Source organism: Streptomyces doebereineriae, assembly GCF_031845645.1.
Taxonomy (GTDB): domain Bacteria; phylum Actinomycetota; class Actinomycetes; order Streptomycetales; family Streptomycetaceae; genus Streptomyces; species Streptomyces canus.
Map to the genome: position 1 here is coordinate 293,977 of NZ_JAVREZ010000011.1, position 25,897 is coordinate 319,873.

Sequence of the window (25,897 nt, forward strand, 5' to 3'; positions counted from 1 at the left end):
AGGGATGAAGGCCCAGATTTCGACCATCGCTTCTCTTCGTATCAGCCGTTCGGCCGTGATGAGACGCCATGGGGGGCCGTTCCGGTGACATCCGCCGCGGAGGGGGTCTGACCGGTTTGCGCAACCCGGGCCGGACCGAGGTGCGGCGGGGTGCAGGCCGGCCGCTCCTTGTGGACGAAGGAACGACGCAGCGAGTGGTACGGGGCGTCCGGGTCATCGAAGGTCCGGCGCATCCGGGCCAGCTCCTGCTCACGGAAGCCGGCCAGCGGGGTCACGCTCTCCAGCCGGTCCAGCTCCGTCTTCTTCGCGGTGATCCGTGACGCCGTCGCCGGCAGTGATGCCAGACGGGCCGCCAGGCCGCCGACCTCCCGCGCGAACTCCTCAGGAGAGCAGTCGACCACCCGGTCGACGAGCCCGAGGCGCAGTGCGCCCGCCGAGCTCACCGGCAGAGCCTCACGCATGAGCCGGTCGGCCGTCGCGGGACCCACCTTGCGGGGCAGGGTGTGCGTCCAGTACTCCGAGCCGTACAGGCCCATCAGGCGGTAGTGAGGGTTCAGTACGGCGCCCGAGCGGCACCACACCTCGTCGGCCGCCAGGGCGAGCATCACCCCGCCCGCCGCGGCATTGCCCGCGACCGCCGCGACCACCAGCCGGTCCGTCGTCGTCAGGACCGCCTCGACCAGATCGTCGATGGCGTTGATGTTCGCCCAGGACTCGGCAGCGGGGTCGTCCGCGGCCTCGATGACGCCCAGGTGGATCCCGTTGGAGAAGAAGTCCCGTTCGCCGCCCAATACCAGTACGGACGTGGGCCGCTCGCACGCTTCCCGGTAGGCGTCCAGCAGACGTCGGCACTGCTCCGTGCTCATGGCGCCGCCGGGGAAGGAGAACGAGAGGAACCCGACGTTCCCGTCCTCCCGGTAGCGGATGTCCGTCCAGGTGCCGTGCCGCACCTCGGGCAGCAGGGGCAGGGCGTGATCGGGCAGGGGCGGCAGCCGGTCGCCCAGTGCCCGCACGGCAGGCAGCTTGTACGTGGGCGGCTGGCCGGGCAGGCGCCGGGGCCGCAGCTCGGGGATCCACACGGCGCCGTCCTTGGTGGCCCGGCACACCGCCCCCGCCCTGGTGGCCAGCAGCTCGCCCGGGCGGCCGCGCAACTCGGTCTCGGGGTGACCGCCATGCAGGAACCACTCACGGCCGAGCAGGACGTCGAGCACGCCGGGCTGCGAGTCCGCCGCTCTCAGCTTGCGCAGGACGTCGTGCGTGGAGTCCTCGGCCCAGTCGATCCGCCGGACGCTCTGGTCGAGGTAGGGGCGAGGGCGCAGACGGGCGTCGGCCGTGCGCGCCACGTCCTGCTCGCGCGGTACGTAGGTGCCCCCGGCGAAGCGCTCCACCGCCAGCAGGACGGCCTCGAGCGCGGCGTCGGCGATCTCGCCCCGGTACAGCTCGCTCTTGGGAACCGGAGGGACCCGGCACGGTACACAGGCCCACACGTCACCGGCATCCATCTCCCCGTCGGCCTGCAGGACGGTGACGCCCCACTGGTCGACGCCCTCGTGAATCGCCCAGTCCAGGGAGGAGGGGCCGCGGTCACCCACGGGCCCCGGATGGACGACGAGGCAGGTGTGCGCTGTCCATACTTCCTCGGGAATCGCCGTCTTCAGCATCGGCGCCACGACGAGCTGCGGTGCATGGCGCCGCACGGTTTCGGGCAACGGGCTGTCGGGCAGGGCGAGTTCCACCGCCACGGTGTGGCCACGGTCGCGCAGCTCGGCGTGGACACGCTGGGTGAGGCTGTTGAACGCACTGGCTAGGAGCAGGATGTTCACGGCTGCCTCCGGGACGGACGAACGGCAGGCAGGGATGGCCGCCGAACGCGATCCTCGGACAAGGCGACCTGCCGTCCCCGACGACAGGCGGTGAGATCATCCGAAAGCGGACGCCGATCCGCCGTCCGGCCTCACACCGAAGTGGGTCTCGTGGGCCCAGACGTGGGTGCACGACCGGCACTGCAGGTGGAGCAGGCTGCCGGCGTGGGACAGCAGGTAGCGCCAGTGCTCGGAACAGGTGCGCCCCTGCTCGCAGATGGCGCACCCGCGACGGTCGTCGCAGTTCGGGCAGGCCACCCAGGCGCGCCGGCCGATGTCCGCCTGCGGGTCAAGCGGCAGCATCGCTGCCGCCTCTCCGCGGCAGCACACCGGCCGAGACCAGCTCGTCGTACACGCGCTGTTGTTCCGCGCTGAGGCCGGAATACAGCAGCTCATACGCCGCTTCCTCGCCGCGCAGCGCGGCGACGGGGTCCCAGTCGGGGCCGAGAGCGTCCAGGACATGAGCGCGCCGGAGCAGTTCATGTGAGCTCAGGTCGACGTCCAGGTCGACCGTCGGGGTCGGGTCGGGTCGGTCCGGTTCGCCTGGAAGGGCGCGGCCATGGGAGGACATGGGACCGAACGTAGGCAAGCGCTTCTCGCCCCGGCAAGAGCAGGTGGGAGAAGTCACAGCAGGCCAGCGTCCCAGGGGAGAGGAATTCGGCACGTCCACACGGAGGGTTTCCGTTCGATGCCGCGTGGGTCGGGAGCGCCGCTGTGTGACCTGGTGGGCAGGCCCGAGGCGCCCCTGATCGCCGTGGGCGGCGGCCTGGCGCCGGGGGTGGACGGATCGCGGCGCTCTACGCCGGCATCACCGGCCGTTCGCCGTCCGAGGTGTCCCTCTCCGGGCACCTCAGCTCGGCGTCGTACCGGGCATGGCGGCGGGCCCGTCCCTGTGATCGTGCTCGCCGCTGTCGTGGCGTTCGTGACGACGGATTTGCTGCCGCAGGGTCCGGGAATCCCCCCGTTCAGCGCGGAGCCCGGTCGAGCGCCTCGTCCAGCGTCGTCGCGGCCATGATGAGGGAGAGGTGGGTGAAGGCCTGGGGGAAGTTGCCGAGTTGCTCGCCGCTCGGGCCGATCTCCTCGGCGAACAGGCCGACGTGGTTCGCGTACGTCTGCATCTTCTCGAAGGTGTAGCGGGCCTGCGGGAGCCGACCCGCGCGGGCCAGGGCGTCGACGTACAGGAACGTGCACAGGCTGAAGGTTCCTTCGGAGCCGCGCAGTCCGTCGGGGGAGGCCTGGGGGTCGTAGCGGTAGACGAGGCTGTCGGAGACGAGGACCCGCTCCATGGCGTCGAGGGTGTTGAGCCAGCCGGGGCTGCGGGGGGACACGAAACCCACCCGGGGGGCCAGCAGCAGGGAGGCGTCCAGGACGTCGCCGCCGTAGTGCTGGACCATGGCCTGCTCCTTCTCGTTCCAGCCGCGCTCCATGACCTGTTCGAGGATCTCGTCGCGGGCCCGTGTCCAGCGCGCGGTGTCGGCCGGCCTGCTGAACTCCGCTGCCATCTTCAGGCCGCGGTCGAAGGCCGCCCAGCACATCACCCGGCTGTAGGTGAAGTCCTTGCGTCCGCCCCGGGTCTCCCAGATGCCCTCGTCGGGACGGTCCCAGGAGTCGGCGAGCCAGTCGAGGGTGCGGGTCAGGCCCTTCCACCCGTGGTAGCCCGCCTGTTCGCCGACGTGGCGGCCCTCGGCCAGGGCGTAGAGGGCCTCGCCGTAGATGTCGAGCTGGAGTTGGTCGGAGGCGGCGTTGCCGGCCCGGACCGGGTAGGAGCCGCGGTAGCCCTCGAAGTGCTCCAGGATCTCCTCGGTCAGATGCGGGTCGCCGTCGACCCGGTACATGATCTGGAGGGGTTCGTCGTCCGGTCCTTCGCGTGCCCGCAGACGGTCGCCGAGCCAGTGGGTGAAGCGGGTGGCCTCCTCCACGAAGCCGAGGTCGAGCAGCGCCCGCACCGAGAGGGAGCCGTCCCGGACCCACGTGTAGCGGTAGTCCCAGTTGCGCTCGCCGCCGACCTGCTCGGGCAGTCCCATGGTGGCGGCGGCGACCGGCGCGCCGCTGGGGGCGTAGGTGAGGAGCTTGAGGGTGATCGCCGAGCGGTGCACCATCTCCATCCAGCGGCCGTGGTAGTTCGAGGTGCGCACCCACTCGTGCCAGAAGTCGACGTTCTTCCAGAGCTCTTCGGTGATCTGTTCCGTGGTGGGTGACGGTGGCGCCTCCCCGTCCTGCGCGCACACCGTGAACACCACGGCTGCCTGGTCTCCGTCGCTGAGGGTGATGCCGCCCCGGACGTCCTGGCCGTCCCGTTCCAGCGGGATGCTGCCCTGGAGGTACGCGGTCGTGCCCGGGGCCCGGAACGTGGCCGTGCCGTCCGTCAGGTCGAGGTCGTGGGTGGCCCGCGCATAGTCGAACCGCGGCCGGCATTCGAGAGCGAAGTGCACGGTGCCGCGCACCGCGCGGACGATGCGCACCAGTTGATGCCGGTCCGTCGGAGTCGGGCCCGGCAGGACCGGCATGTGATCGACGATCTCGCCGACTCCGTCGGGTGACATGAACCGGGTCACCACGACGGCGCTGTCCGGGTAGTAGAGCTGCTTCCAGGTGCCCTCGGGATGGTCGGGCGCTAGGCGGAAATAGCCGCCCCCGTCGTGGTGGAGCAGGGCGGCGAAGACACTCGGCGAGTCGAAGCGCGGCGCCGCGAACCAGTCGATCACGCCCTGGGACGACACCAGGGCCGCGGTCTGCAGATCCCCGACGAGTCCGTGATCGGCGATGGGCGGGTAGCGTTCCATGGCGTTCTCCCTGCTGATCGCCTCGTCAGGCAGCCTGAGCCGTTACCCGTCCGGTGCGGACGGCGTCGACGAGTGCCTGGTGGTCCTTCTCGTTCTGGTCGGCGTAGCGCTCGGCGAAGGTCACGAGCGCTCGGTCGAAGGAGTCGCCCCCGCCCAGGTACGCGGCGATGGCGATCCGGTCGCCCGACCGCGCGTGTGCGCGGGCCAGCGTGGCACCGCACAGCTCGCCGAAGGTCCGCATTCCGGCCGGCACCATCGCCTCGGGTTCGGCGATGCCCTTCCAGTCCCGCAACTGCCGTACATAGAAGTCACGTCGGCGACCGTCGATGCCCTCGACCCGCTCCCAGCCGAGGAAGATGTCACTGGTGGCCTGCATGAGCCGCTGGCCGGCCACCACGCGCTCGCCCTGCGTTCCGTAGGAGCTGGCGCCCGCGAAGGGCGCCAGCACCGACTGGTCGGCCTCCTTGGCCTGCATGAGCAGCGGATCCTGGTCGTCCCGGCCGAGCAGGAGCACGATCCAGCAGCGGGTGCCCACGCTGCCGACCCCGACCACCTTGCGGGCCATGTCGGCCACCCGGTACTGCTCCAGAAGGGACCGCCGGTCCGACTGCAGGGTGCGGCCGTACCGTTCGATCAGCCGGTGGATCTCCTTCTCCAGCGCGTCCCGTTCGACGCCCTGAAGCAAGTCCTGGAGCGGGGTGATCAGCGGCGGCACCGCAGCGATGCGGACCTGCCCGTCGACGATGTGGGTGAGCTTGCCGAAGGCCTGGAGACTGTCCCGGCTGCGTGCCTTGGTCACCGCCTGCGACCAGCGGTCGCGGCCCCGTGCGCTCAGTTCCGCGCCGAAGTGCTCCCGCACCCACGCCTCGTCGAACTGGGCGTACCACACCGCGAGGTTGCCCATCTTGGCGAAGCGGCGCATCCACTCGCGGTAGGAGCGCACCGTCGCCCGGACGATGCCGGCCCGCTCCTTGGTGCTGAAGTCGTTCGCCCGGCCCGCGATGACGAAACTCGCGGACAGGCGCTTGACGTCCCACTCCCATGGGCCGGGCAGCGTCTCGTCGAAGTCGTTGATGTCGAACATCATGCGGCGCTCGGGCGAGGCCAGCAGCCGGAAGTTCAGCAGGTGTGCGTCCCCGCACAACTGCGCCCTGATCCCGGACACGGGGGTGTCGGCGAGGTCTCCGGCCATGATGGCCGCGGCACCGCGGTAGAAGCGGAACGGCGACTCGGTCATCCGCCCGTAGCGGATCGGTACGAGCTCGGGAACCCGCGTCGCCGACTGTGCGTCGATGATGTCCACCGGGTCGGGCCGTTTCACCGTGGGCGCGAACTCCACGTGGCTGGAGCGGGGCACGGACGACCGGGCGGCCTTGCCGCGTTCGGCTCGCTCCTGAGGTGTGCGGTGCCGGATTTGGCTGTTGTCCGGGTGGTTCGACGTCATTGAAGTCGCTCCGCGATGTGGTCGCCGACACGCAGGGCGTTGGCGATGGCGGTCAACGAAGGGTTGACCGCTCCGATGCTCGGGAAGAAGCTCGTGTCGACGACATAGAGGTTGTCGAGGTCGTGGGCCTTGCAGTTGACGTCGAGGGCGGAGCTTTCGGGGTCGTGGCCGAAGCGGACCGTGCCCGCCTGATGCGCGGTGGCGCCGATGGGCATGCCCTTGTGCAGGTAGATGCTGTGCGACAGCAGATGGTGTTCGTGCATGCCCAAGTGGCTGAGCATGCCTTGCAGTTTGTGCCGCAGGCGCTTCAGCCCGGCGATGTTGTTCTTCTCGTCGAGGGCCAGGTGGATGCCGCCGTCCCGGTCCAGGGTGACGCGGTTCTCGGCGAGGGGCAGGTCCTCTCCGCACAGCCAGAAGTCGACCGCGTGGTGGGCGAGCACCTCGAAGGGCATGTCGGGGGCGACGGCCCCGGCCCAGCGGGGCGCTTCGCCGTGGATCTGCTCGGAGTCGGACTTGCCCAGCATCTGGATGCCGCCGAGGGGGTAGTCCCAGTCGTCGGATCCCAGATACCAGTCGTGCAGCGCCAGGGTCTTCTGGAACTTGGTGTCATTGGGTTCCTTGGACACAGCCATCAGGGCGAGGTTGTTGTGCCGCATGTAGTGCCGGCCCACCACGTCCGAGCTGTTGCCCAGGCCCTGCGGATGCCGGTCGTTGGCCGAACGCAGCAGCAGGGCGGCCGAGTTGACCGCACCACAGGCGACGACCACGACGTCGGCACTGAACTCCACGGTGGCGGGGTCCCCGTCCCCCACCGTCGCGACGACCGAGGTGACACTGCGACCGGTCCCGTCCGTGTCGAGGCGCCGCACGTCCGCATGGGTGACCATCTCGACGTTGGCGTGTGCGAGGGCGGGGTCGACGCAGATGACCTGTGCGTCGGACTTGGCGCCGACCAGGCACGGGAAGCCGTCGACCCGGTCGCATCGGATGCAGGCGCTGGTGTGTGTGGCCCGGCCCCGGTCGTCCTGGGTCAGGTTCACCCCGATCGGGAGGTGGAAGGGGTGCAGCCCCTGCTTCTCCAGGTCGTGGCTGAGCTGCTGGATGCGCGGCTCGTGCTGGACCGGTGGGTAGGCGTACTGGGCGCTGGTGGGGCCCTCGGACGGGTCCTCGCCGTGCCGGCCGTGGACGAGGTAGAGGTGCTCGGCCTGGGTGTAGTACGGCTCGAGCTCCTCGTAGCTCAGTGGCCAGGCCGGGGAGATGCCGTCGTGGTGCCGGAGTTCGCCGAAGTCCTCGGGGCGCATACGGAAAAGCGCGGCGCCGTAGAACTTGGTGTTTCCGCCCACGTAGTAATTGACTTCGGGCGGGAACTGGTTTCCGTCTTTGTCGTACCAGAACTCCGGAGCGCGGTATTTGCCTTTGACGAAGACCGCGGTGGATTCCCAGTTGTCGCGTTCTCGGGGCAGATAGTCGCCGCGTTCGAGGAGGAGGATCCGTTTTCCGGTGGGGGCCAGGCGGTGGGCGATGGTGCCGCCGCCCGCACCGGTACCGATGATGATGACGTCGTAGTGCAATTCGTCGGTCATGCCGGCCACCGTCCTCGGAGCATGCTCCGGTCCCGCCGGGTGCAGGGGACTCCTGATCCATTACCAACGTATCCCTGGGTCACTTTTCCGGCGAGTTGGGCCAGGCGGGTGATCCAAGACGCCGGGCCACGGCGGGTTCTCGGGCGAAGACCGCACCAACGGTGATGCAGAGGGCTACCACGACACAGAGCCCGATCAGCCACGACAGCACGGTGAAGACCGCACCGAGCGACCCGTACCGGTCCAGGCTGCGGTTGAGCGCGGCCGGCACGTAGAACTTCGCGATCACCGACAGGGCTGTCATGGCGACCCCGGTGAGGACCGCCCCGGGCAGCAGAGGCATCCAGGGGAGGCGCGCGGCCAGCAGCAGGTGCTGGGTCCACCACCACACGGCCACCTCCAGGATCAGCAGGAGCGGCACGCCCAGCCACAGTCCGGCGCCGAATCCCTCCCGCAACGGTCCCTGCAGAACGACGACGACGAGCCAGACCGCGAGCCACACCGGCCATCGCCACGCGGCGACCCGGGCGCCCGCACTCGGCATGTGCCAGGCCCGTTGGCACAACCGCTGCATCGCGCGGCTGCAGGCGGTCGCGGAGAGCAGCACCATCAGTGCGCTGACCGCCCCGGTGCTCTGCTGCAGACTGGCGGGGTTGGCCTGGTAGACCTTCTTCAGCTCGTGGTCGGCGGCGCCATGGATGCCGAACAGGTCGTGCACAGAGTCGATGATCTGGTTGCGCATGCTCTGCGGGGCGATGGAGGCGACCAGGAAGAGCAGGGGTACCGCGGTCAGGAAGGCCTGGGCCGCCAGCCGCGTCGCGGAGTCCAGCAGGTTCACCGCGATCAGGTGGGCGGTGAGGCGGGTGATCACCGGGAACCGCTCCTCGGCGGTGCTGCGCAGTCTCAGCAGCCGGGCCTTCAGATCCGCCGCCCGTCCGCGCCAACCGCTCTTCCCGCCGTCTGCGGGCGAGCCGGATTCTCTGTCTGCGCGCATGCTGCTCCCGCTGTCCGGTCCGGCGGTCAAGCCCGGGGCGTGACCGCCTCACCAGAGTGCCGCCCCGGGCGGCAGACGATGCCCGCGGCGCGTGCACGACTGTGCCGTACGGGTGAGGAGAGCGGTCTACCGGCTGACCGCCTGAGCCATGGGCCGCCGGACGATCGCTCGTCTGCCGTCTGCCGTCTGCCTTCTGCCTTCTGCCTTCTGCCTTCTGCCGTCACAGGATCGCGAGGGGGTTCACCGGAGAGCCGGTGGCCGCCGGCAGCCGGAGGGGGGCGATCACGCAGAGGAACGTCCAGCGGCCCTCCCGCGCGCAGATCGGCGCGAGGTCCTCGAACCGCAGGTAGTCGAGCAGATGCAGTCCCATCCCGTGGACGGCGAGCACATGCACCGGGAACGCGACCCCCTCCACCGGACTGGGGGCCGTGTCACTGTTGCCGTCACTGCCGAGTACGGCCGCCTCTCGCTCGGCCAGGAACTCCATGGCGGTCGGGTGGAGTCCGGCACGGGCGTCGGCCACGTCCCAGGGGCCGAGCTCCTCACGGCGTCGGCGGTGTCCGACCCGTACGAGGACGATGTCGCCGCGGCCGACCCGGACCTCCTGCATCGCCTCGGCCGCGGCGAGGTCCTCGGCTGTCACGCTCGTTCCGGGTTCGAGCCAGGGGACACCGTGCAGCCGGGGAACGTCGAGCAGGACTCCGCGTCCGACGATGCCGTCGCGGGCCAGATCGACGGAGAGCGCGCTCGCTCCGGCCGGGGACAGGGCGCCCGCCGCCGGTGCACCGCCGTGCAGGGTGCCGTCGTAGATGACGTGGCACAGCGCATCCAGATGACTGTCCACGTCACCGTGGATGTTCATGGCGAAGCGGTCCCGCGCGAATTCCAGGCCCCGCGCCGCCGGTTCGGCGTCTGCCGGAGCCGTGAGCCGGTGCTCGGCCGGATCGGCGTCGTCAGGTCCGGGACGGGTGTTCACCGGGGCCGCGAGCGACACCGTACGTCCCGACCGCACCTCGCGGACGGCCGCCAGTACCTGTTCCCGGGTGATCGTGTCCAGGGCACCCCTGGGTGTGCCACCGCCGGGGGCCGTGGCGCGCAGGCGGCGATACAACGACCGGAAATCGGCCTCGCTCAGCTCGTCGGGCATTCGCATACCCCCACCCTCCGACAGGCGCCGGACACCGGCACGCCGAGTTGCCGGGACCGGGGACCGCCGCGTTAATGGATGGGCGCCCCGTCCGGGGCCGTAGGCCGCCGCACCGAATTGATCCGCGGAGGTCCGGATGGACATGATCCATGTCCGAGCGGTGTGTCCGCCGGACCTCACCGAACGCACCATGGCCCTGCTGAGCGCCCAGACATGCGTGCTGAACCTGCATCTGCAGAAGGGCCGGGTACGCAAGCCCGAGGGCGACGCCATCGAGTGCGACGTGCTGACCGGAGCCGCGAACGAGGTGCTGCGCGGCCTGCGGGACCTCGGCCTTGAACACCGGGGCACCCTTGTCCTCGATCCGGTGGACACGGTGTTCTCGGACCTCGCGGCCAAGACCGGGGCCGAGGAACTCGGGGCCCGGCTGCGTGCGCCGGTGTGGGAGCAGGTGGAGGCCCGGATCCGGGCCGAGGGCAGGTACCCCCCGAGCTTCTACCTGTTCCTGGTCATCGCCGGGCTCATCGGCGCGGTGGGCATCATCACCAACTCCCAGATCCTCATCGTCGCGGCCATGGTGGTCGGACCCGAGTACGGGGCCATCACCAGCATCGCGCTCGGGATCGACCACCGCGCCCGGCCGCGGATCGAGCAGGGCCTGATGGCGCTGCTCGTGGGCTTCCTGCTGGCCATTGCCGCGACCTTCCTCTTCGCCCTGCTGGTCCGGGGCTTCGGACTGCAGCCGAGGGCCTTCGAGCTGGGAGTCAGGCCCGTCTCGAGTCTGATCGACACCCCCAACTTCTTCTCCGCCGCGGTGGCGGTGCTGGCCGGGATCGTCGGCATCGTCTCCCTGTCCGAGGCCCGCACGAGCGCGCTGCTCGGTGTCTTCATCTCGGTGACCACGATTCCGGCGGCGGCGGACATCGGTGTCTCGTCGGCGTTCGCCAGCTGGGACGACGCCTGGGGCTCACTGCTGCAACTGCTGCTCAACATCGTCGTACTGATCGTGGTCGGGACCGGCACACTCAAGTGTCAGCGGGCGATCTGGCGCCGGGTGAGCGCACGCCGCCGCGAGCGGGCGGTCAGGCCGACGGCGTAGGAGCGGTGACCAGTTGTTGCGCTCGCTCAGCTGCCGGCGCGCCCGTCGCAGTGGGTGACAGCGGCCCGCACCCGGCTGAGAAGCTCCGGCAGATCGGCTGTGGCGTCCAGGGTCGTGCCCGGCTCGTCCGGTTGCAGCGGCTCCAAGGTCGCGAACTGCGACTCGACCAGCCCGGCGGGCATGAAGTGACCGGTACGCCGGGGCACCCTGTCCCATGCGGTGGCCCGGTCCAGGGCGAGATACAGACACCACAGTCCGGCACCGCCGGCCGACCGAAGTTCGTCGCGGTAGGCACGCTTGAGGGCCGAACAGGCGATGACCAGCCCCTCGTGGGCCTCGGCGGACTGGCGGATGCGCTCGGCAAGGGCACGCAACCAGGGCTCGCGGTCGGCGTCGTCCAAGGGATGACCGGCGCTCATCTTCGCGATGTTCGCTGCCGGATGGAAGTCGTCGCCCTCGAGAAACGGCACTCCGAGCTGCTCGGCGACCGCCTTGCCGACGGTGGTCTTCCCGGAACCCGAGACTCCCAGGACCACCGCGTAATTCATCACGACATCGCCTTCTGCCCACTTCAGCGGGGTCAGCCGGTGCGAGCCTCCCGGCTCCTTCCGACGCACAGCGCCCAAATGACGAAGGCATCCACGGCGATCAGCACGACGGCCCAGACGGGGTAGTACGGCAGCCACATGAAGTTGGCGATCATCGACAGGCCCGCGAGCGCGATGCCGACCACACGCGCCCAGACCGCTCCACCGAAGAGGGCGATGCCGGCGGCCACGACGAGGACGCCGAGGGCGAGGTGGATCCAGCCCCAACTCGTCAGAGAGAAGTCGTAGGTGTAGTTGCGAGTGGTGACGAAGACGTCGTCCTCGGCGATGGCGGCGATGCCTTCGAATATCGCCATCGCTCCGCCGAAGATCATCATGACCCCGGCGAAAGCGGTCCAACCGGACGCCCACACTCCCCCGGTTCGGCGTTGGTGCATTCCCGCTGTAGTCATTTCCTGGATCCTCCAGCGTAGACCTCGCCACTGACCTGCAGCCGATCGGTGGCGCATATTTCAGCTTGCCACGAGAATCCCCGACCGGCAGAACATGAGTGGGTGCATGCGGTGTTCCGATAGGAGAGACCGGCACACCGGGAATTGCACCCGGCCGGAAGTCGGTTGTTTATTTCCCGCACCCGGCGCGCGAAAGGAAAACCGCCACCGCCCGGCCTACCCTGGCGGGTTCTCGCCGGCCCGTCCGCCCGGAGTCAGCAGGACGACCGTGTCCCCTGGCCGGGGCAGCGGCGTGCTGCCTGCCGTGACCGGATCGAGGCGGCCGTCGCGCCGCACGAGGAACAGCGGATCGCTGCCGGGCCGCACGGCGTCGCCTGCGGGTTGTCCGAGCACGGTTGCCCCTTCCTCGTATCTACGGGAGAGCGTCGGCCAGGTCAGACCCGTACCGAACAGAACCTCGCCGCCGATGAACGGTGCCACCGCGCCCTGACTGTCGGCCGGTGCGTTGAGGCGGTGGACCGCACCCTCCACGCTGCCTCGCAGAAGCACCGCCGCCAATGCGTTGAAGTCGTCCTCGGCGGTGAGGAAGTACACCGCCGTGATGCCCTCCAGCTCAGCGGCCCCACCCATGGCGGCACCCAGCAGCTCACCGGGCGCGAGTTCGATCCCCGCCCGGCGGATACGGTCGCGTTGTTCCTCCTCGCCTGCCCACATCAGGACCTCCAACCCTGCCGATTTCAGGGCCACGCCCAGGTCGACCACCCAGGGGTCGCCCCCGACGAGCAAGGGCCGCGAGCGGGACGGGCGCACGACGCCCAGGCGCCGGGCGACGGGTGAGGCGGTCAGGCCGTAGAGCGTCACGGTCGCGACGATGACCACGAAGGTGGTCGGAAGGATCTTCGACGCGCCGCCGATCCCCTTGGCGACCAGGCCGGACGAGAACGTCGAGGCCGTGGCGGCCGCGACGATGCCGCGCGGCGCCATCCAGCCGATGAAGCCCCGTTCGCCGCGCGTCAGGTCGGTGCCGAGGCTGGACACGGCCGCTACCAGCGGCCTGACGACCAGCACCAGAAAGGCGGCGAGCCCGAGCGCGGGCAGCCACACATGGCGCAGCGAGTGCGGAGTGACGGTGGCTGAGATGGAGACGAAGAGCAGGCCGAGGATCAGGCTGACCAGCGTCTCGAAGAACGGTCGACGTGCGGGCGCGCTCATGCCGGGCAGGTTGGCGACGGCCAGACCCATCACCACGGCGGCGATGAGTCCCGTGTCGTCACGCAGCACATCGCACAGCGCCGCCACACCGATCACCGCGGCGAGCTGCGCTGTGGTGCCGAGGACCTCGCCGAGCCGCAGTACCCGGAACAGCAGCCACAGCAAAGCCGCCCCGACGGCTCCTCCGGCCGCTCCGACGCCCACACTGGCCAGGAATTGTGCCGTCCCGCTGCCGAGGTGGTGGCCCGAGCTCGCCACGACCGCGTGGAAGACCAGTGCTCCCAGGACGCCACCGACCGGGTCGATGAGGGAGCCCTCCCAGATCAGGACGTGCTGGAGACGGTCCTTCGGTCGCACGAAGCTGAGCAGCGGACCTACCACCGTCGGCCCCGACACCACGAGGATCGCGCCGATCATGATGGCCGCACGTCGGGACATCCCCAGCAGCGGCGCGGCGAGGAGCGCGCCGAGCAACCAGGTGATCAGGACACCGATCCAGATCAGCCGGACGACGACACGGCGGGTGTGGCCCTTCAGCCTCGCCAGGTCCAGCCCGAGGCCCGCGTCGTAGAGGATCACGGCGACGGCCAGCGACACCAGCGGTGAGAACGCCGCCCCCAGCAGCTGCTCGGGATCGACGTCGTCGATCAACGCGCCCGCGGCGAAGCCGACCGGCAGCAGCAGAATGAGGGCAGGGATGCGCAGCCGGCCGGCCAGGACCTGCGATCCGACGGCCAGGACGAGGATCAGGCCCACGCCGATGAGCACCTGGTCCGTCGTCACAACTGGGCCTTTCGCTGCGTGGTGGGACGAGCCGGTGGTCTCGCCGTGGATCAGGTCGGAGGCCGTGACGGCGCCCTCACTCTCCCCACGGCGCGATCCCCCAGCGCACGGTGTGCTGCTCGCCGGGGCCGAGGCGGACAAGCCCGGTACCGCTGCGGAAGGCGTCAGGAGGACAGGTCATCGGTTCGACGGCGACCGCGCGGCGACGCGCCCCCTGGGGGAGGGTGTCGCCGGTGTAGAGCTGTACGTAGTCGGCGCCTTCACCGAGCCACACGTCCGTACCGAACGCCCCCGACGGGTGGGCCAGGCGCACCACGGCCCGGCCGTCCGCGCCCCGGTCGAGGTCGCCGAAAGGTGTGTCCAGCCGGCGCGCGCCGACAACTTGTGGCGTTCGCAGGTCGTACTCGGTCCCGGCGACCGGCTCGGCGGCGAGCGGCAGGCCGCGCTCATCGGTGCGCAGCCAAGTCCGTGCGGGGACGGTCAGAACCGTCTGGTCGACGACGGCGGTGCCCGCGGTGACGTACGGGTGCTGGCCGAAGCCGTAGGGTGCCGCGTTCGCGTCAAGGTTGCGCGCGGTGACGGCGACTTCGAGGCCGCGCTCGCCCAGGGCGTACTCGGCGCGGACGTGGAGGTGGAACGGGTAACCCGGTTGCGGCCACAGCGGAACCTCCAGGACGGCGCGGCTGTCGCTCGCCTCCACGATCCGCCACGCGATCCACCGCAGCAGCCCGTGAATGGCGTTGCCGCCGGCCGGCTCGGTGAGCGGCAGTTGCAGATCCTGCCCGTCCCAGGCGTATCGGCCGTCGCGAATCCGGTTGGGCCACGGCACCAGGATCTGGCCGCGCCCGCCGGTGATCCGGTCCTGCTCGGCGAATCCGTCGACCACTGTTCGTTCACCGACCGCGTACGACCGAAGGGCCGCGCCCAACTCGACGATGACGGCACGGTGCGTGCCGTGACGGAGGGTCAGTTGCCGTCCGGTGCGGCTCTCCTGCATGCGTCACCTCCTCGGTTCGCACGGTTCTGCGCAGTGGTGTCCTGCGGTGACGGCCAGGCAGCAACAGGCTGAGGTCGCTACAGGTTGTCCGCCGCTGTTCCGACGGCCCCGGTGTCGCTGTCGGTGAGCTCCTCCAGCTCGCCCATCGTGTCGAGCCGGTAGAGCAGTACCAGCGCCGGCCCGACCAGGACGAGCGCGATCGCGGTGACGATCACCAGCCAACGCAGGGTGTGGGCGGCGCCGGCCGCGTCGGCCACCGTCAGCGAGGTGGGCAGCGCATAGGGCCGCTGCGCGCAACCCCAGGCACCGACGGTCAGGGCGACACTCGCCACCGAGGTGTAGCGGGTCCAGCCGTGGGACCGGCGCAGCAGAAGCAGCACCGTCACCAGTCCGCAGACCCCGGCCAGGATGATCAGCAGCAGGCCCAGGCCCCCGGTGAGGCCGTCCCAGACGTACCGGGCGTCGTCGTGGGTGACGGGCAGGGCGATGAGCGCGAGGACCACCACGGCGCCGAAGGCGATCAGCGCCCGTACGCGGAAGTAGTCGACGAGATCGTGCGCGCCGAACCGCAGGGCGTCGGAGCAGAGGAAGACCGCCCCGAGGAACGCGGTGGCCGCGATGGCCAGCAGGCCGACGAGGACGGAGGTTCCATTGGCCCAGGCGTCCGCGGAGGCGGTCGTGCCGACCTTGACCCGGCCCGAGGCGATGCCGCCGAGCACCGCCCCCAGGAAGAACGGCGTCACCAGTGACGAGATGGCGAACATCGCCCCGTAGATCCGTCGTTGGGCCAGTCGTCGGGTCGGCTTGCGCAGGGCGAACCCGGCGCCGCGGAGCACCAGGCCGACGGCGGCGAGGGCGAGCGGCAGCCACAAAGCGGAGAAGACGGCCTGGAACACCGTCGGGAAGCCGGTCCACATGATGACCAGGACGAAGATCAACCAGACGTTGTTGGCCTCCCAGACCGGTGCCATGGCGTGGTCGATGAGCCAGCGGGGCCGCTTGCCGCGCTCCGCGCCCCCGGCCAGGAGGTCCCAGAAGCCCGCGCCGTAGTCGGTGCCTCCGGCACAGGCGTAGGCGGCGATCGCGAGCACCAGTACCCATGCGATGAATTCGGCCATTACGACGCACCGCCAGAGGTGTGGCCGGACCCGCCGTCGGGGGCGGCCCCGGCGGCTGCGGGTTCAGGCTCGCTTCGGGGCCCGTACGGGGTGTCGGCCTCCGGGTGCAGTCCGGGGCGCGCGGCGGCCGAACCCTCGTCGGCGATGCGCCATCGGGTGCGCATCTTCAGGACGACGGCGAGGAACGAACCGAAGACGGCCACGTACACGGCGATGACGATGCCGAGCATCGCCCACAGCGATCCGGCGGCGGTGTCTGTCACCGCCGCCGAGACCCGCATGTGGTTGTAGACGATCCAGGGCTGGCGGCCGACCTCGGTGGTGATCCAGCCGCACTCCACGGTGACCAGGCAGGCGACGCCCGCGATGGCGGCGCAGCGGTAGAACCAGCGGCCACCGGGGTTGTCCCGGTGTCGCCACCAGGACCAGGCGTACCAGAGCGCGAGCAGGATGAGCAGGCTGCCGACGGTGACCATGATGTCGAAGGCCCAGTGGGCGATGGTGGCCTGGACGATGGTGGGACGGTCGGAGGCCGGCACCGATGTCAGTCCCGTCACCTTCGTGCTGGGCTTGAAGCCGGCGAGGATCGAGTCCAGCTGGGGGATCTTGAGTCCGCCGGAGATCGTCCCGTCACTGTTCAGCGTCCCGAACATGTACTCGGGCACGTGGGTGTCGGTCTTCCAGACGAGTTCCGTGGCGGCGAACTTGACCGGCTGCTTGTGGAAGACGGCGCGAGCGGCGGAGTCGCCGAGCATGAACTGGACCGGCGTGAGGATCGCGGCCACCGTGAACGGCAGCGTGAATCCGAGCCGGTGGTATCGGTCTCGGCGCCCGCGCAGCCAGCCGACCGCGTACACGCCGGCGACCACGTAGGCGGCGGTCAGGAGCATCGCGACGACGAAGTGCCAGTACTCCGGGCCGAAGATCGGTGTGAAGATCGCCTGCCGCACGTCGACGTTGATCGGCTTGCCCTGGGCGTCGAGGCTGAAGCCCTGGGGGGTGTTCATCCAGGAGTTGGCCGCGATGATGCCGAACGCCCCCATCAGGGCGGCCAGCGGCAGCGGTACGGCCAGCCAGAAGTGCGTCCAGGGCTTGAGCCGGCGCCAGCCGTAGAGGTAGATCGCGATCAGCACGGCCTCCAGGAAGAACGCCCATGCCTCGACGCCGAACCCGAGGCCGAAGACGTCGCCCCAGCGGCCCATCATGCCGGGCCACAGCAGACCGAACTCGAAGGACAGCACGGTGCCGGTGATGATGCCGATGGCGAACTGAACGGCCATCACCGCCGACCAGCGCCGGGCGAGCAGGAGGGCGACGGGATCGTTGCGTCGCAGCCCCCGGTGGTGCATCAGCAGGGTGATGAACGGCAGTGCCACACCGAAGGGGACCAGCAGGATGTGTGAGGCCAGGGTGAAGGCCATCAGCTCACGAGCCGGCAGGAGTTGGTCCGGCGTGTTCGCGAGAAGGACCGCTGTGCTGAACATGTGCGCCTCGGAGGTCTGCCCCGCATGAGCAGGTGGGGCTGGGGAAGGTCAGGTTCGTTGAGAGGGCGGCCCGGCGGCCGGAGCATCGGTGTCGGTCATGGTGAAGGCGCGTTCGCGGCGCGAGCCGCTGGCGAAGGCGACGGACCAGCTGAGCACCGCTCCCAGCCTGCTGCGGAAGCCGGTGAGGAAGGCCAGATGGATGAAGAGCCAGGCGAGCCAGCCGGTGAATCCCGAGAGATGCAGGGGGCCGGCCTTCACGACGGCCCGGCCGCGGGCGATGTAGGCGGCGCTGCCGAGATCCACGTACTTGAAGGGCTTCGGCTCCTTCGTCCTGCCTTCGACCTGGTGTCGCACCGTCCGGCCCGCGTAGGCGCCCGACTGCATGGCGACCTCGGCCAGACCCGGCAGGCGGTTCAGGCTCATCACGTCGCCCGTGACGCGGATCTCCGGATGGCCGGGGACGGTGAGGTCGGGTTCGACCAGAATTCGTCCGGCCCGGTCCTGTTTGGCACCGGTCGCGCGGGCCAGGGCGGCCGCGATCGGCGGCGCCTCGACGCCCGCCGTCCACAGCACGGTGCGCGCGCCGAACCAGGTCGCCTTGCCGTCGTGGTCTCGTACCGTCAGGCCGCGCGCGTCGATGTCGGTGACCCTCGTGCCCAGGTGGAGCTCCACACCGAGCCCCTGCAGGGTTCGGACCGCACGGTGGGCCAGTGCCGGGCCGAACGCGCCCAGCACGGCGTCGGACCCCTCGAAGAGCAGCACCCGTGCCTTGGCCGAATCGATCTTCTGGAACTCCCGGTCGAGGGTGTGACCGGCGATCTCCCGGATCTGTCCCGCGAGTTCCACACCGGTCGGCCCGCCACCGACGAGCGCGAAGGTGAGCCACTGCTGCCGTTCCCGGCCGTTCGCCGCCGTTTCGGCCATCTCGAACGCCCGGTAGATCCGTCGGCGGATCTCGAGCGCGTCGTCCAGGGTCTTCATACCGGGGGCGTGCGCGGCGAACTCGTTGTGCCCGAAATAGGACTGGCGCATGCCCACCGCGAGGATCAGGTCGTCGTAGGGCAGCTGGACGACTCCACCCCCGGGGCGTCGGGCGTGAACCAGTCGGGCTTCTACATCCACGTCGGTGGCCTCGGCGAGCACGCAGCTCACGTTGTGGTGGCGCCGCAGGACTCCTCGGAGTGGCTGGGCGATCTGGCCCTCGGACAGGATCCCGGAGGCGCACTGGTACAGCAGCGGCTGGAAGAGGTGGTGGGCGCGGCGGTCGACCACGGTCACCGCGACCGGTGATTTCCGCAGCGCACGGGCGGCGAACAGGCCGGCGAACCCCCCGCCGAGGATCACCACCCGGCGGGGCGTGATGTGATCCTGCATCGCAGATCAGCCCCCGGTGGCGAAGCCGGGGAAGAGCGTCATTCCGCCGTCGACGTAGAGGGTGCTGCCGACGACGTAGTCGAGCAGGTCGGAGGCCATGGCGACGACGGCGTTGGCGATGTCGTCCGGATCGCCCACACGGCGGTACGGGATCAGGCGCAGCAGCTCGGCCTCGGCCTCGGGGGTGTCCCAGGCGTCGCGGTTGATCGGTGTGCGGATGGCGCCGGGTGCGACGGCGTTGACCCTGATCCGCTTGGGCGCCAGCTCCTGGGCGAGGGTCTGCATCAGCATGCCCACCCCGCCCTTGGAGGAGGCGTAGTTCACGTGGCCCGCCCACGGGACGATCTGGTGGACCGAGCTCATGCAGATGATCTTTCCCGCCGAACGGGAGACCTCCTCCACCACGCCGCGCCGGATGAACTCCTTGGCCGCCTCCCGCGCGCACAGGAACTGGCCGGTCAGGTTGACGTCGATGACCTTCTGCCACTGGGCGAGCGTCATCTCCGTCACGGCCGCGTCCCGCTGAAGGCCCGCGTTGGCCACCATGATGTCGATGGTGCCGAACTCCTCGACCATCCGGGCGACCATGGCGGTCACCTGGTCCTCGTCGGACACGTCGGCCTCGTGGGCGTAGGCGCGGACCCCGAAGCTCTCGATCTCCTTCACGACGTTCTCTGCCTCGTGCGCACCGACGACGTAGTTCACCACGACGTCCGCTCCGGCCCGGCCCAGGGCAACGGCGGTCGCCAGGCCGATGCCCGAGTTGGCCCCGGTCACCAGCGCCTTCTGGCCCCTGAGGAGCTGCGCGGACGTCGTCCCGCGGTTCTCGGCTTTCGTGGTCATCGCGATGTCTCCTCGGACGTTCGGACGGCACGCCCTCAGGAATCGGGCGAGGCATGAGGGACGCCGGGCCTCGGCCGGCCCCCCAGGACAGACACAGGGGCCGACCGTCGCACACCCGGCCACAGACGAAAGCACCCCGCGCCGCGGGCCGCACCGACCGGCACACGGTGCCACCGATTTCGGCGGGGCATGTCACACCGTCGGCCTACCAGGGCTGTTCATGGCCAGAACCGCGGCGGCCGTCCACGGAGACATCACAAAGGCCCATTCGGCACTTGAGGTCATCGAATGGCCGCTGCGCCGGATCTAGCGGGCGAGCGACCCGTTCTGCGCGTCGGACGCGGCCTGCCACGCCCGCGCGCCCGCCAGGGACGCCTCCTTGGCCTGCCGCCACTTCATGGCCGCCTGCTGGGAGGGGGGCACGTCCATGTCGCGGATCATGCGCCGGCCTGCCGAGAACACGGCGAAGGCCGCGACGCCCATGCCGGCGCACGCGACCGCGGCACCGGCCGCGGTGAGCACGGCGCCGGTCCTGATGAGCCGGGTGTCGATCTCGATCATCCGCTGAGACTGGCGGTAGTCCTTGTTCATGGCTCCACCATCCAACGGAGAGGGCCGCCTCGCATCCCGACCAACGGCCCCGCGGTTGCCTGGAGGCTTCGTCGGACTCCAGGCAACCCACCACCCGGCGGCGCCGCACGGTCTCCCTCAGGTGCGGGTCCAGTGTTGGTTGCTGCCGTTCGAGCAGGAGTAGAGCTGGATCAGGGTGCCGTTGCCGGTGCCGCCCGCGACGGCGTCGAGGCAGAGGCCGGACTGGACGCCGACGATGGATCCGTCCGAGTTGAGGCGCCATTTCTGGTTGTCGGCGCCCCAGCAGCTGTAGATCTGGACTTTGGTGCCGTTGCCGGTGCCGCCGGCGTCCAGGCACTTGTTGCCGTAGACCCTGAGCTCACCGGCGGCGGTGTACGTCCACTGCTGGTTGGTGCCGTTGTTGCAGTCCCACAGCTGGAGCTGGGTGCCGTCGGTGGTGCTGCTGCTGGGAACGTCCAGGCAGCGGCCCGACCCGACGCCCTTGATCGTTCCGGCACCCGACGGGGGCGTGGAGGTGCCGCCGTTGAGTGCGTTGAGGACGGCGGTGTAGGCGGGCTTCTTGCTGCCGTCGCCGTTGAACAGCAGCGGCGTGTCCTGCGATCGCCAGGAGTCGGTGTCGCGCACACCCCAGACGGTGATGCCGAGGCAGCGCGGGACGGCCAGGCAGTCGTTGGTCACGTTGGCGTAGGTCGTGGCCGAGGCGCCCGCGATGTCGAGTTCGGTGACGGCCACGTCGACGCCGAGGGCGGCGAAGTTCTGCAGGGTGGTGCGGAAATTGCTGTTGTAGGGGCTGCCGCTGTTGAAGTGCGACTGGAAGCCGACGCAGTCGATCGGCACGCCGCGCTGCTTGAAGTCTCGGACCATGGCGTACATGGCCTGGGTTTTGGCCCAGGTCCAGTCCTCGACGTTGTAGTCGTTGTAGCAGAGCTTGGCGGCCGGGTCGGCGGCGCGCGCGGTGCGGAAGGCGACCTCGATCCAGTCGTTGCCTGTGCGCTGCAGGTTGGAGTCGCGCCGGGCTCCCGAACCGCCGTCGGCGAAGGCCTCGTTCACGACGTCCCACTGGGCGATCTTGCCCTTGTAGTGGGCCATCACGCCGTTGATGTGGTCGATCATGGCCTGGCGCAGCGTGCTGCCGCTGAGGCTCTGCATCCAGCCGGGCTGCTGGGAGTGCCAGGCCAGGGTGTGGCCGCGCACCTGCTTGCCGTTCTGCACCGCCCAGTTGTAGACGCGGTCACCGGCGGTGAAGGTGAACTGGCCCCGCTGCGGTTCGGTGGCGTCGATCTTCATCTCGTTCTCGGGCGTCACCATGTTGAACTCACGGGCCGCGATCGTCGTGTACGCCGAGTCGCCCAGCCTGCCCGAGGCGATGGCAGTGCCGAAGTAGCGGCCGCTCTGCGCCGCCGCGGCGCCGAGCGTGTTCTCGGCGGCGTGTGCGGGCGGCGGCGCGACCAGTGCGGCGACCGCACCGAGGACGCCGACGACCAGCGCCAACACCAGGCCGTGGATCTTCCGGCGGACAACGGATCTGGGAAGGGCAAACGAGCCCATGGCTGTGCCTCCAAGGTAGAAATCACGGACGGGCTGAAGCGCAGGGGGATGCGAGCAGGACCCCGGGAGTCTGAATCACCGGGCACCTCGGTCATGGGACCGGGACGATGATGGATCGTCAATACTCCCCGCAGAAAAAGTTTCAGCTCATCGTCCGAAACATTCGTAATCCCGGCGAGCCGGGTGAGGTGCTGTTTATAGACAGATCAGCGATAGACCTTGACCACGGAGCCCCGCATTCCTAGCTTGTGGCGTCGAAGCATCCGGGATTTCTTCGAAACTTTCGAGATCGCCCCCGGCCCCTGAAGGAGGCCCTCTGATGTGGTGTCGCCACGCGTCCCCGGTCCGTCTCAGACGCTTACTCGCCGTCCTTGCGCCCTTGCTGCTCGTGGCCACCTTCCTCGGTGCCCAACCCGCCGCCGCGGCGACCGTGGACCCCAACGCCTCGTACGTACTGGTCAACCGCAACAGCGGCAAGGCCCTGGACGTCTACAACCTGGCGACCGACGACGGCGCCCGCGTCACCCAGTGGTCCCGGAACGACCAGGCCCAGCAGCAGTGGCAGTTCGTCGATTCCGGGGGCGGCTACTACCGCATCAAGTCCCGCCACTCGGGCAAGGTGCTGGACGTCTACAACTGGTCCACCGCGAACGGCGGCGCCATCGTGCAGTGGACCGACCTGAACGCCACCAACCAGCAGTGGCGGCTGGCCGACAGCTCGGACGGCTACGTGAGGCTCATCTCGCGCCACAGCAACAAGGCCCTCGAAGTCCAGGGCGCCGCCACCGCCGACAGCGCGAACATCGTCCAGTACGACGACTGGGGCGGCACCAACCAGCAGTGGCAGCTCGTCAAGGTCGGCGGCGACACCTCCAGCCCGTGCGATCTTCCGTCCGCCTATCGCTGGACATCAACGGGCGCGCTGGCGCAGCCCAAGCCGGGATGGGTCTCGCTCAAGGACTTCACCGTCGTCCCCTACAACGGCAGGCAACTCGTCTATGCGACGACGCACGACACGGGGACGAGCTGGGGTTCGATGAACTTCGGCCTGTTCACCAATTGGTCGGAGATGGGCTCGGCAAGCCAGAACACGATGTCGTCCTCCACCGTCGCACCCACGCTCTTCTACTTCGCGCCGAAGAACATCTGGGTGCTCGCCTACCAGTGGGGCGGGACCGCCTTCTCCTACCGGACGTCGAGCGACCCCACCAACCCGAATGGCTGGTCGTCCCCGCAGGTGCTCTTCTCCGGAAGCATCTCCGGCTCCGGAACAGGGCCCATCGACCAGACGCTCATCGGTGACGGGACGAACATGTACCTGTTCTTCGCCGGTGACAACGGCAAGATCTACCGGGCCAGTATGCCGATCGGCAACTTCCCGGGCAGCTTCGGCTCGACCTCGACAGTGGTCATGAGCGATACGACGAACAACCTGTTCGAAGCCCCGCAGGTCTACAAGCTCCAGGGCCAGAACCGGTACCTCATGATCGTCGAGGCGATCGGCTCGCAGGGCCGCTACTTCCGCTCGTTCACGGCCACCAGTCTGAACGGCTCGTGGACACCCCAGGCCGCGACCGAGAGCAATCCCTTCGCCGGCAAGGCCAACAGTGGCGCCACCTGGACCAACGACATCAGCCATGGCGAACTGATCCGCACCAGCGCCGATCAGACCATGACCGTCGATCCCTGCAATCTGCAGTTGCTCTACCAGGGGCGTAGCCCCGCCTCCGGCGGCGACTACGGCCTCCTGCCCTACCGTCCGGGGCTGCTGACACTGCAGCGCTGACGGCGTGGCGGGCGCGGCGGAAGGCCGAGCCCGCCCGGGTCACGCGACAAGGCGGGCGGACGAGCCAGGCCCGAGGGCTACCGGATACAGTGCGCGAGACGGCAGCCTGGTCAGGGAGAAGAAGCGTGACCGACACCAGCAACACCCGACCCGCCGACAGCGCAGCGCAAGCACCCCGGCAGAGCCGGCTGCTCCGCCTGATGCGCTACCTCCCCCTGATCGCCCCCGTCCTGCTGTGGGCCGTGCCCTGCTGGGTGCTCCTGTACACCGGCCAGCACTGGCCGCTGCCCGTCACGCCGGTCGGCACCGCCCTGTTCGCCCTCGGCCTCGTCGGCATGCCGCTCGCGATGGGGCGCGGCCACGGCCGGCGCCAGCAGGACCGGGCGGCGATCGTCGGTGACACCCTGCTGGGCGCCAGCTGGGTTCTGTTCACCTGGTCCGTTCTGCTCGGCGTCCTGCTACGGCTCGCCCTGACCGTGGCCGGCGTCGGCGAGGGCCAGGACCGGGCCCGCATCGTCACGTGGGCCGTCCTCGGCACAACCGCCGTACTGCTCGCCTGGGGGTACGCCGAGGCCCGGCGTGTGCCGCGCGTGCGCCGACTCGACGTGCAACTCCCGCGGCTGGGCGCCGGGTTGGACGGCCTCCGCGTCGTCCTCATCACCGACACCCACTACGGCCCGCTCGACCGCGCCCGCTGGTCGGCGCGGGTGTGCGAGACGGTGAACACTCTGGAAGCCGACCTGGTCTGCCACACCGGCGACATCGCGGACGGCACGGCCGAACGCCGCCGCGCCCAGGCCGTCCCCCTCGGTACCGTGCGGGCCACCCGGGACCGTGTGTACGTCACCGGCAACCACGAGTACTACACCGAGGCCCAGGGCTGGGTCGACCTGATGGGCGAGCTGGGCTGGGAGCCGCTGCGCAACCGCCATCTGCTGCTCGAACGCGGAGGCGACACCCTCGTGGTCGCCGGCGTGGACGATGTCACCGCCGAGTCCTCCGGCCTGGCAGGCCACCGCGCCCACCTCGCCGGAGCGTTGAACGGCGCCGACCCCGACCTGCCCGTCCTGCTCCTGGCGCACCAGCCCAAGTTCGTCGACCGGGCGGCAGCCGAGGGCATCGACCTCCAACTCTCCGGCCACACCCACGGTGGCCAAATCTGGCCCTTCCACTACTTGGTCCGCACCGACCAGCCCGCCCTCGCCGGCCTCAGCCGTCACGGCGCCCGCACCCTCCTCTACACCAGCCGCGGCACCGGCTTCTGGGGCCCGCCGTTCCGCGTCTTCGCCCCCAGTGAGATCACCCTGCTGGTGCTCCGCTCCCCGCTGGTGCCCACCTCGCCGTAGTTTTACGCAGGTCAGCGGCGCGGGGTCGGTTTCAGGTCGGTGTACACCAGGTGGTGGTCCGAGACCGGGTTCGGATGCACACGCTGCTCGAGCGGGACGTAGCCGCGCAGGAACACGTAGTCGAACTTGCTCTGCCAGTCGGTGGTCGGCTCGCAGGTGCCGGTTGCCGAGGGACGGCACTGGGGGTCCGCGTCCTCGGCCAGCGCCCACATCCTGGTGAGTTCGGAGGCTTCCGGTACCGCGTTGAAGTCGCCGATGACGATCGCGGTGTCGTGCCGGGCGACCTCTTTGGCGAGTACGCCGACCTGGTCCTCCCGGAACGATTCCTGACGTCGTTCGGCGAGGTGGGTGTTGAAGACCCGCACCTGGCGGCCGCCCACCGTCGTGGTGACCTCCATGTACCCACGGTCCTCGGAGCCGCCGTCGGGATATTCCTTGGTGACGACGTCGGTCATCGGGGCCGCCGAGAGGATCGCCTCGCCGTAGCCGCCCGGGTTCCAGGGCGCTCCCCCGCAACGGCCCCAGCTCTGGAGAACCGGCCCGTACTCGACGTGGTAGACGAGCCCGTGGAGGTTCTCCAGGTACTCCCGGATCTTCTCGACGTCACCCACGCACGCTTCCTGCAGGCCGATGACCTGGGGCGCGAACGTGGCGATCTCCGCGGCCCGGTCGTCGTTGCCCGTCTCGCAGGGGTTGCAGAGGTTCCACGTCACGACCCGGTTCGGTACGACGTCCCGGACGGGTTTGTCGGGCAGCGACCTGGCGTCGAGGGCACCGCTGGGCGCACTGGGTCCGGAGAGCACCATCCAGGCCACGATCATGGCGCCCACGAGCAACCACGTGCCCTTTCCGAACACCCTGCCTCCTCGACACGGAACCATGGGGCAACAGACGTCTGCAGGA

The 25,897-nt window shown here is 69.7% G+C and carries 22 protein-coding genes; 3 read left to right on the forward strand and 19 right to left on the reverse strand.

All coding sequences use genetic code 11. The annotated features are described in order from the left end of the window. Positions 1 to 41 precede the first annotated feature (41 nt). The 8 genes from RNB18_RS30105 to RNB18_RS30140 all read right to left on the reverse strand — a co-directional run bounded on the left by RNB18_RS30105 (position 42) and on the right by RNB18_RS30140 (position 9,819). A complete protein-coding gene (locus tag RNB18_RS30105) occupies positions 42 to 1,823 on the reverse strand; it encodes an enoyl-CoA hydratase-related protein (RefSeq protein ID WP_311717264.1) in 1,782 nt (593 codons plus the stop codon). Positions 1,824 to 1,919: 96 nt separating this feature from the next. Beyond that, on the reverse strand, positions 1,920 to 2,165 hold the full coding sequence (locus tag RNB18_RS30110; RefSeq protein ID WP_311717265.1) for a hypothetical protein: 246 nt from the start codon (positions 2,163 to 2,165) through the stop codon (positions 1,920 to 1,922). Then, the gene (locus RNB18_RS30115) at positions 2,152 to 2,433 is read right to left on the reverse strand and encodes a DUF6400 family protein (RefSeq protein ID WP_311717266.1); all 282 of its coding nucleotides are present in this window, start codon (positions 2,431 to 2,433) and stop codon (positions 2,152 to 2,154) included. Before RNB18_RS30115 ends, RNB18_RS30110 begins: the two co-directional genes overlap by 14 nt. Before the next feature lie 394 nt (positions 2,434 to 2,827). Continuing rightward, positions 2,828 to 4,645, reverse strand: coding sequence for a glycoside hydrolase family 15 protein (locus RNB18_RS30120; RefSeq protein WP_311717267.1), 1,818 nt, complete (start codon positions 4,643 to 4,645; stop codon positions 2,828 to 2,830). Between the two features lie 25 nt (positions 4,646 to 4,670). Further along, on the reverse strand, positions 4,671 to 6,089 hold the full coding sequence (locus RNB18_RS30125) for a DUF2252 domain-containing protein (RefSeq protein WP_311717268.1): 1,419 nt from the start codon (positions 6,087 to 6,089) through the stop codon (positions 4,671 to 4,673). Beyond that, a complete protein-coding gene (locus RNB18_RS30130) occupies positions 6,086 to 7,672 on the reverse strand; it encodes a GMC family oxidoreductase (protein ID WP_311717269.1) in 1,587 nt (528 codons plus the stop codon). Before RNB18_RS30130 ends, RNB18_RS30125 begins: the two co-directional genes overlap by 4 nt. A 79-nt stretch (positions 7,673 to 7,751) precedes the next feature. Continuing rightward, positions 7,752 to 8,666, reverse strand: coding sequence for a YhjD/YihY/BrkB family envelope integrity protein (locus RNB18_RS30135; RefSeq protein WP_311717270.1), 915 nt, complete (start codon positions 8,664 to 8,666; stop codon positions 7,752 to 7,754). A 220-nt stretch (positions 8,667 to 8,886) separates the two neighbouring features. Beyond that, positions 8,887 to 9,819 carry a cyclase family protein gene (locus RNB18_RS30140; protein ID WP_311717271.1) on the reverse strand — a complete coding sequence of 311 codons (933 nt, stop codon included), beginning with the start codon at positions 9,817 to 9,819 and terminating at the stop codon, positions 8,887 to 8,889. A gap of 130 nt (positions 9,820 to 9,949) precedes the next feature. Here RNB18_RS30140 and RNB18_RS30145 point away from each other — a divergent pair, with 130 nt between their 5' ends. Continuing rightward, positions 9,950 to 10,912 (forward strand): DUF389 domain-containing protein, encoded by a 963-nt coding sequence (locus RNB18_RS30145; protein ID WP_311717272.1) that lies wholly within the window; start codon positions 9,950 to 9,952, stop codon positions 10,910 to 10,912. A gap of 26 nt (positions 10,913 to 10,938) precedes the next feature. Here RNB18_RS30145 and RNB18_RS30150 read toward each other — a convergent pair whose 3' ends face one another. From RNB18_RS30150 to RNB18_RS30195, 10 genes are all read right to left on the reverse strand, one after another. Continuing rightward, positions 10,939 to 11,460: a gluconokinase gene (locus RNB18_RS30150; protein ID WP_311717273.1), complete on the reverse strand. Its 522-nt coding sequence runs from the start codon at positions 11,458 to 11,460 to the stop codon at positions 10,939 to 10,941. A 32-nt stretch (positions 11,461 to 11,492) separates the two neighbouring features. After that, positions 11,493 to 11,912, reverse strand: a complete 420-nt coding sequence (locus RNB18_RS30155; protein ID WP_311717274.1) for a DUF7144 family membrane protein — start codon at positions 11,910 to 11,912, stop codon at positions 11,493 to 11,495. Between the two features lie 216 nt (positions 11,913 to 12,128). Next, on the reverse strand, positions 12,129 to 13,907 hold the full coding sequence (locus RNB18_RS30160) for a cation:proton antiporter (RefSeq protein ID WP_311717275.1): 1,779 nt from the start codon (positions 13,905 to 13,907) through the stop codon (positions 12,129 to 12,131). A gap of 76 nt (positions 13,908 to 13,983) precedes the next feature. Then, positions 13,984 to 14,904, reverse strand: a complete 921-nt coding sequence (locus RNB18_RS30165; protein WP_311717276.1) for an aldose 1-epimerase family protein — start codon at positions 14,902 to 14,904, stop codon at positions 13,984 to 13,986. Between the two features lie 77 nt (positions 14,905 to 14,981). Then, positions 14,982 to 16,022: a cytochrome d ubiquinol oxidase subunit II gene (locus RNB18_RS30170; RefSeq protein WP_311717277.1), complete on the reverse strand. Its 1,041-nt coding sequence runs from the start codon at positions 16,020 to 16,022 to the stop codon at positions 14,982 to 14,984. Then, positions 16,022 to 17,506, reverse strand: a complete 1,485-nt coding sequence (locus RNB18_RS30175) for a cytochrome ubiquinol oxidase subunit I (protein ID WP_311717278.1) — start codon at positions 17,504 to 17,506, stop codon at positions 16,022 to 16,024. Before RNB18_RS30175 ends, RNB18_RS30170 begins: the two co-directional genes overlap by 1 nt. A gap of 48 nt (positions 17,507 to 17,554) precedes the next feature. Then, positions 17,555 to 18,880 carry an NAD(P)/FAD-dependent oxidoreductase gene (locus RNB18_RS30180; RefSeq protein ID WP_311717279.1) on the reverse strand — a complete coding sequence of 442 codons (1,326 nt, stop codon included), beginning with the start codon at positions 18,878 to 18,880 and terminating at the stop codon, positions 17,555 to 17,557. 6 nt (positions 18,881 to 18,886) lie between these two features. Continuing rightward, positions 18,887 to 19,723, reverse strand: coding sequence for an SDR family oxidoreductase (locus tag RNB18_RS30185; RefSeq protein WP_311717280.1), 837 nt, complete (start codon positions 19,721 to 19,723; stop codon positions 18,887 to 18,889). A gap of 306 nt (positions 19,724 to 20,029) precedes the next feature. Further along, on the reverse strand, positions 20,030 to 20,314 hold the full coding sequence (locus RNB18_RS30190) for a hypothetical protein (protein WP_311717281.1): 285 nt from the start codon (positions 20,312 to 20,314) through the stop codon (positions 20,030 to 20,032). 117 nt (positions 20,315 to 20,431) lie between these two features. After that, entirely contained in the window at positions 20,432 to 21,862 is a 1,431-nt protein-coding gene (locus RNB18_RS30195; RefSeq protein WP_311717282.1) for an endo-1,4-beta-xylanase, read from the reverse strand. Between the two features lie 319 nt (positions 21,863 to 22,181). Between RNB18_RS30195 and RNB18_RS30200 the strand changes: the two genes are divergently transcribed. Both RNB18_RS30200 and RNB18_RS30205 read left to right on the forward strand, forming a co-directional pair. Continuing rightward, positions 22,182 to 23,648, forward strand: a complete 1,467-nt coding sequence (locus RNB18_RS30200) for a non-reducing end alpha-L-arabinofuranosidase family hydrolase (RefSeq protein WP_311717283.1) — start codon at positions 22,182 to 22,184, stop codon at positions 23,646 to 23,648. 125 nt (positions 23,649 to 23,773) lie between these two features. After that, positions 23,774 to 24,994, forward strand: a complete 1,221-nt coding sequence (locus tag RNB18_RS30205) for a metallophosphoesterase (protein ID WP_311717284.1) — start codon at positions 23,774 to 23,776, stop codon at positions 24,992 to 24,994. A gap of 11 nt (positions 24,995 to 25,005) precedes the next feature. Here RNB18_RS30205 and RNB18_RS30210 read toward each other — a convergent pair whose 3' ends face one another. Continuing rightward, complete coding sequence (locus RNB18_RS30210) at positions 25,006 to 25,875, reverse strand: endonuclease/exonuclease/phosphatase family protein (protein WP_394817695.1); 870 nt, start codon at positions 25,873 to 25,875, stop codon at positions 25,006 to 25,008. Between the last annotated feature and the right edge of the window lie 22 nt (positions 25,876 to 25,897).

What these genes read in the sequence shown, in the direction of transcription:
- RNB18_RS30110 (WP_311717265.1), bottom strand. Translation starts at nt 2,165, where the DNA reads ATGCTGCCGCTTGACCCGCAGGCGGACATCGGCCGGCGCGCCTGGGTG.
- RNB18_RS30115 (WP_311717266.1), bottom strand. Translation starts at nt 2,433, where the DNA reads ATGTCCTCCCATGGCCGCGCCCTTCCAGGCGAACCGGACCGACCCGAC.
- RNB18_RS30120 (WP_311717267.1), bottom strand. Translation starts at nt 4,645, where the DNA reads ATGGAACGCTACCCGCCCATCGCCGATCACGGACTCGTCGGGGATCTG.
- RNB18_RS30125 (WP_311717268.1), bottom strand. Translation starts at nt 6,089, where the DNA reads ATGACGTCGAACCACCCGGACAACAGCCAAATCCGGCACCGCACACCT.
- RNB18_RS30130 (WP_311717269.1), bottom strand. Translation starts at nt 7,672, where the DNA reads ATGACCGACGAATTGCACTACGACGTCATCATCATCGGTACCGGTGCG.
- RNB18_RS30135 (WP_311717270.1), bottom strand. Translation starts at nt 8,666, where the DNA reads ATGCGCGCAGACAGAGAATCCGGCTCGCCCGCAGACGGCGGGAAGAGC.
- RNB18_RS30140 (WP_311717271.1), bottom strand. Translation starts at nt 9,819, where the DNA reads ATGCGAATGCCCGACGAGCTGAGCGAGGCCGATTTCCGGTCGTTGTAT.
- RNB18_RS30145 (WP_311717272.1), top strand. Translation starts at nt 9,950, where the DNA reads ATGGACATGATCCATGTCCGAGCGGTGTGTCCGCCGGACCTCACCGAA.
- RNB18_RS30150 (WP_311717273.1), bottom strand. Translation starts at nt 11,460, where the DNA reads ATGAATTACGCGGTGGTCCTGGGAGTCTCGGGTTCCGGGAAGACCACC.
- RNB18_RS30155 (WP_311717274.1), bottom strand. Translation starts at nt 11,912, where the DNA reads ATGACTACAGCGGGAATGCACCAACGCCGAACCGGGGGAGTGTGGGCG.
- RNB18_RS30165 (WP_311717276.1), bottom strand. Translation starts at nt 14,904, where the DNA reads ATGCAGGAGAGCCGCACCGGACGGCAACTGACCCTCCGTCACGGCACG.
- RNB18_RS30170 (WP_311717277.1), bottom strand. Translation starts at nt 16,022, where the DNA reads ATGGCCGAATTCATCGCATGGGTACTGGTGCTCGCGATCGCCGCCTAC.
- RNB18_RS30175 (WP_311717278.1), bottom strand. Translation starts at nt 17,506, where the DNA reads ATGTTCAGCACAGCGGTCCTTCTCGCGAACACGCCGGACCAACTCCTG.
- RNB18_RS30180 (WP_311717279.1), bottom strand. Translation starts at nt 18,880, where the DNA reads ATGCAGGATCACATCACGCCCCGCCGGGTGGTGATCCTCGGCGGGGGG.
- RNB18_RS30185 (WP_311717280.1), bottom strand. Translation starts at nt 19,723, where the DNA reads ATGACCACGAAAGCCGAGAACCGCGGGACGACGTCCGCGCAGCTCCTC.
- RNB18_RS30190 (WP_311717281.1), bottom strand. Translation starts at nt 20,314, where the DNA reads ATGAACAAGGACTACCGCCAGTCTCAGCGGATGATCGAGATCGACACC.
- RNB18_RS30195 (WP_311717282.1), bottom strand. Translation starts at nt 21,862, where the DNA reads ATGGGCTCGTTTGCCCTTCCCAGATCCGTTGTCCGCCGGAAGATCCAC.
- RNB18_RS30200 (WP_311717283.1), top strand. Translation starts at nt 22,182, where the DNA reads ATGTGGTGTCGCCACGCGTCCCCGGTCCGTCTCAGACGCTTACTCGCC.
- RNB18_RS30210 (WP_394817695.1), bottom strand. Translation starts at nt 25,875, where the DNA reads ATGGTTCCGTGTCGAGGAGGCAGGGTGTTCGGAAAGGGCACGTGGTTG.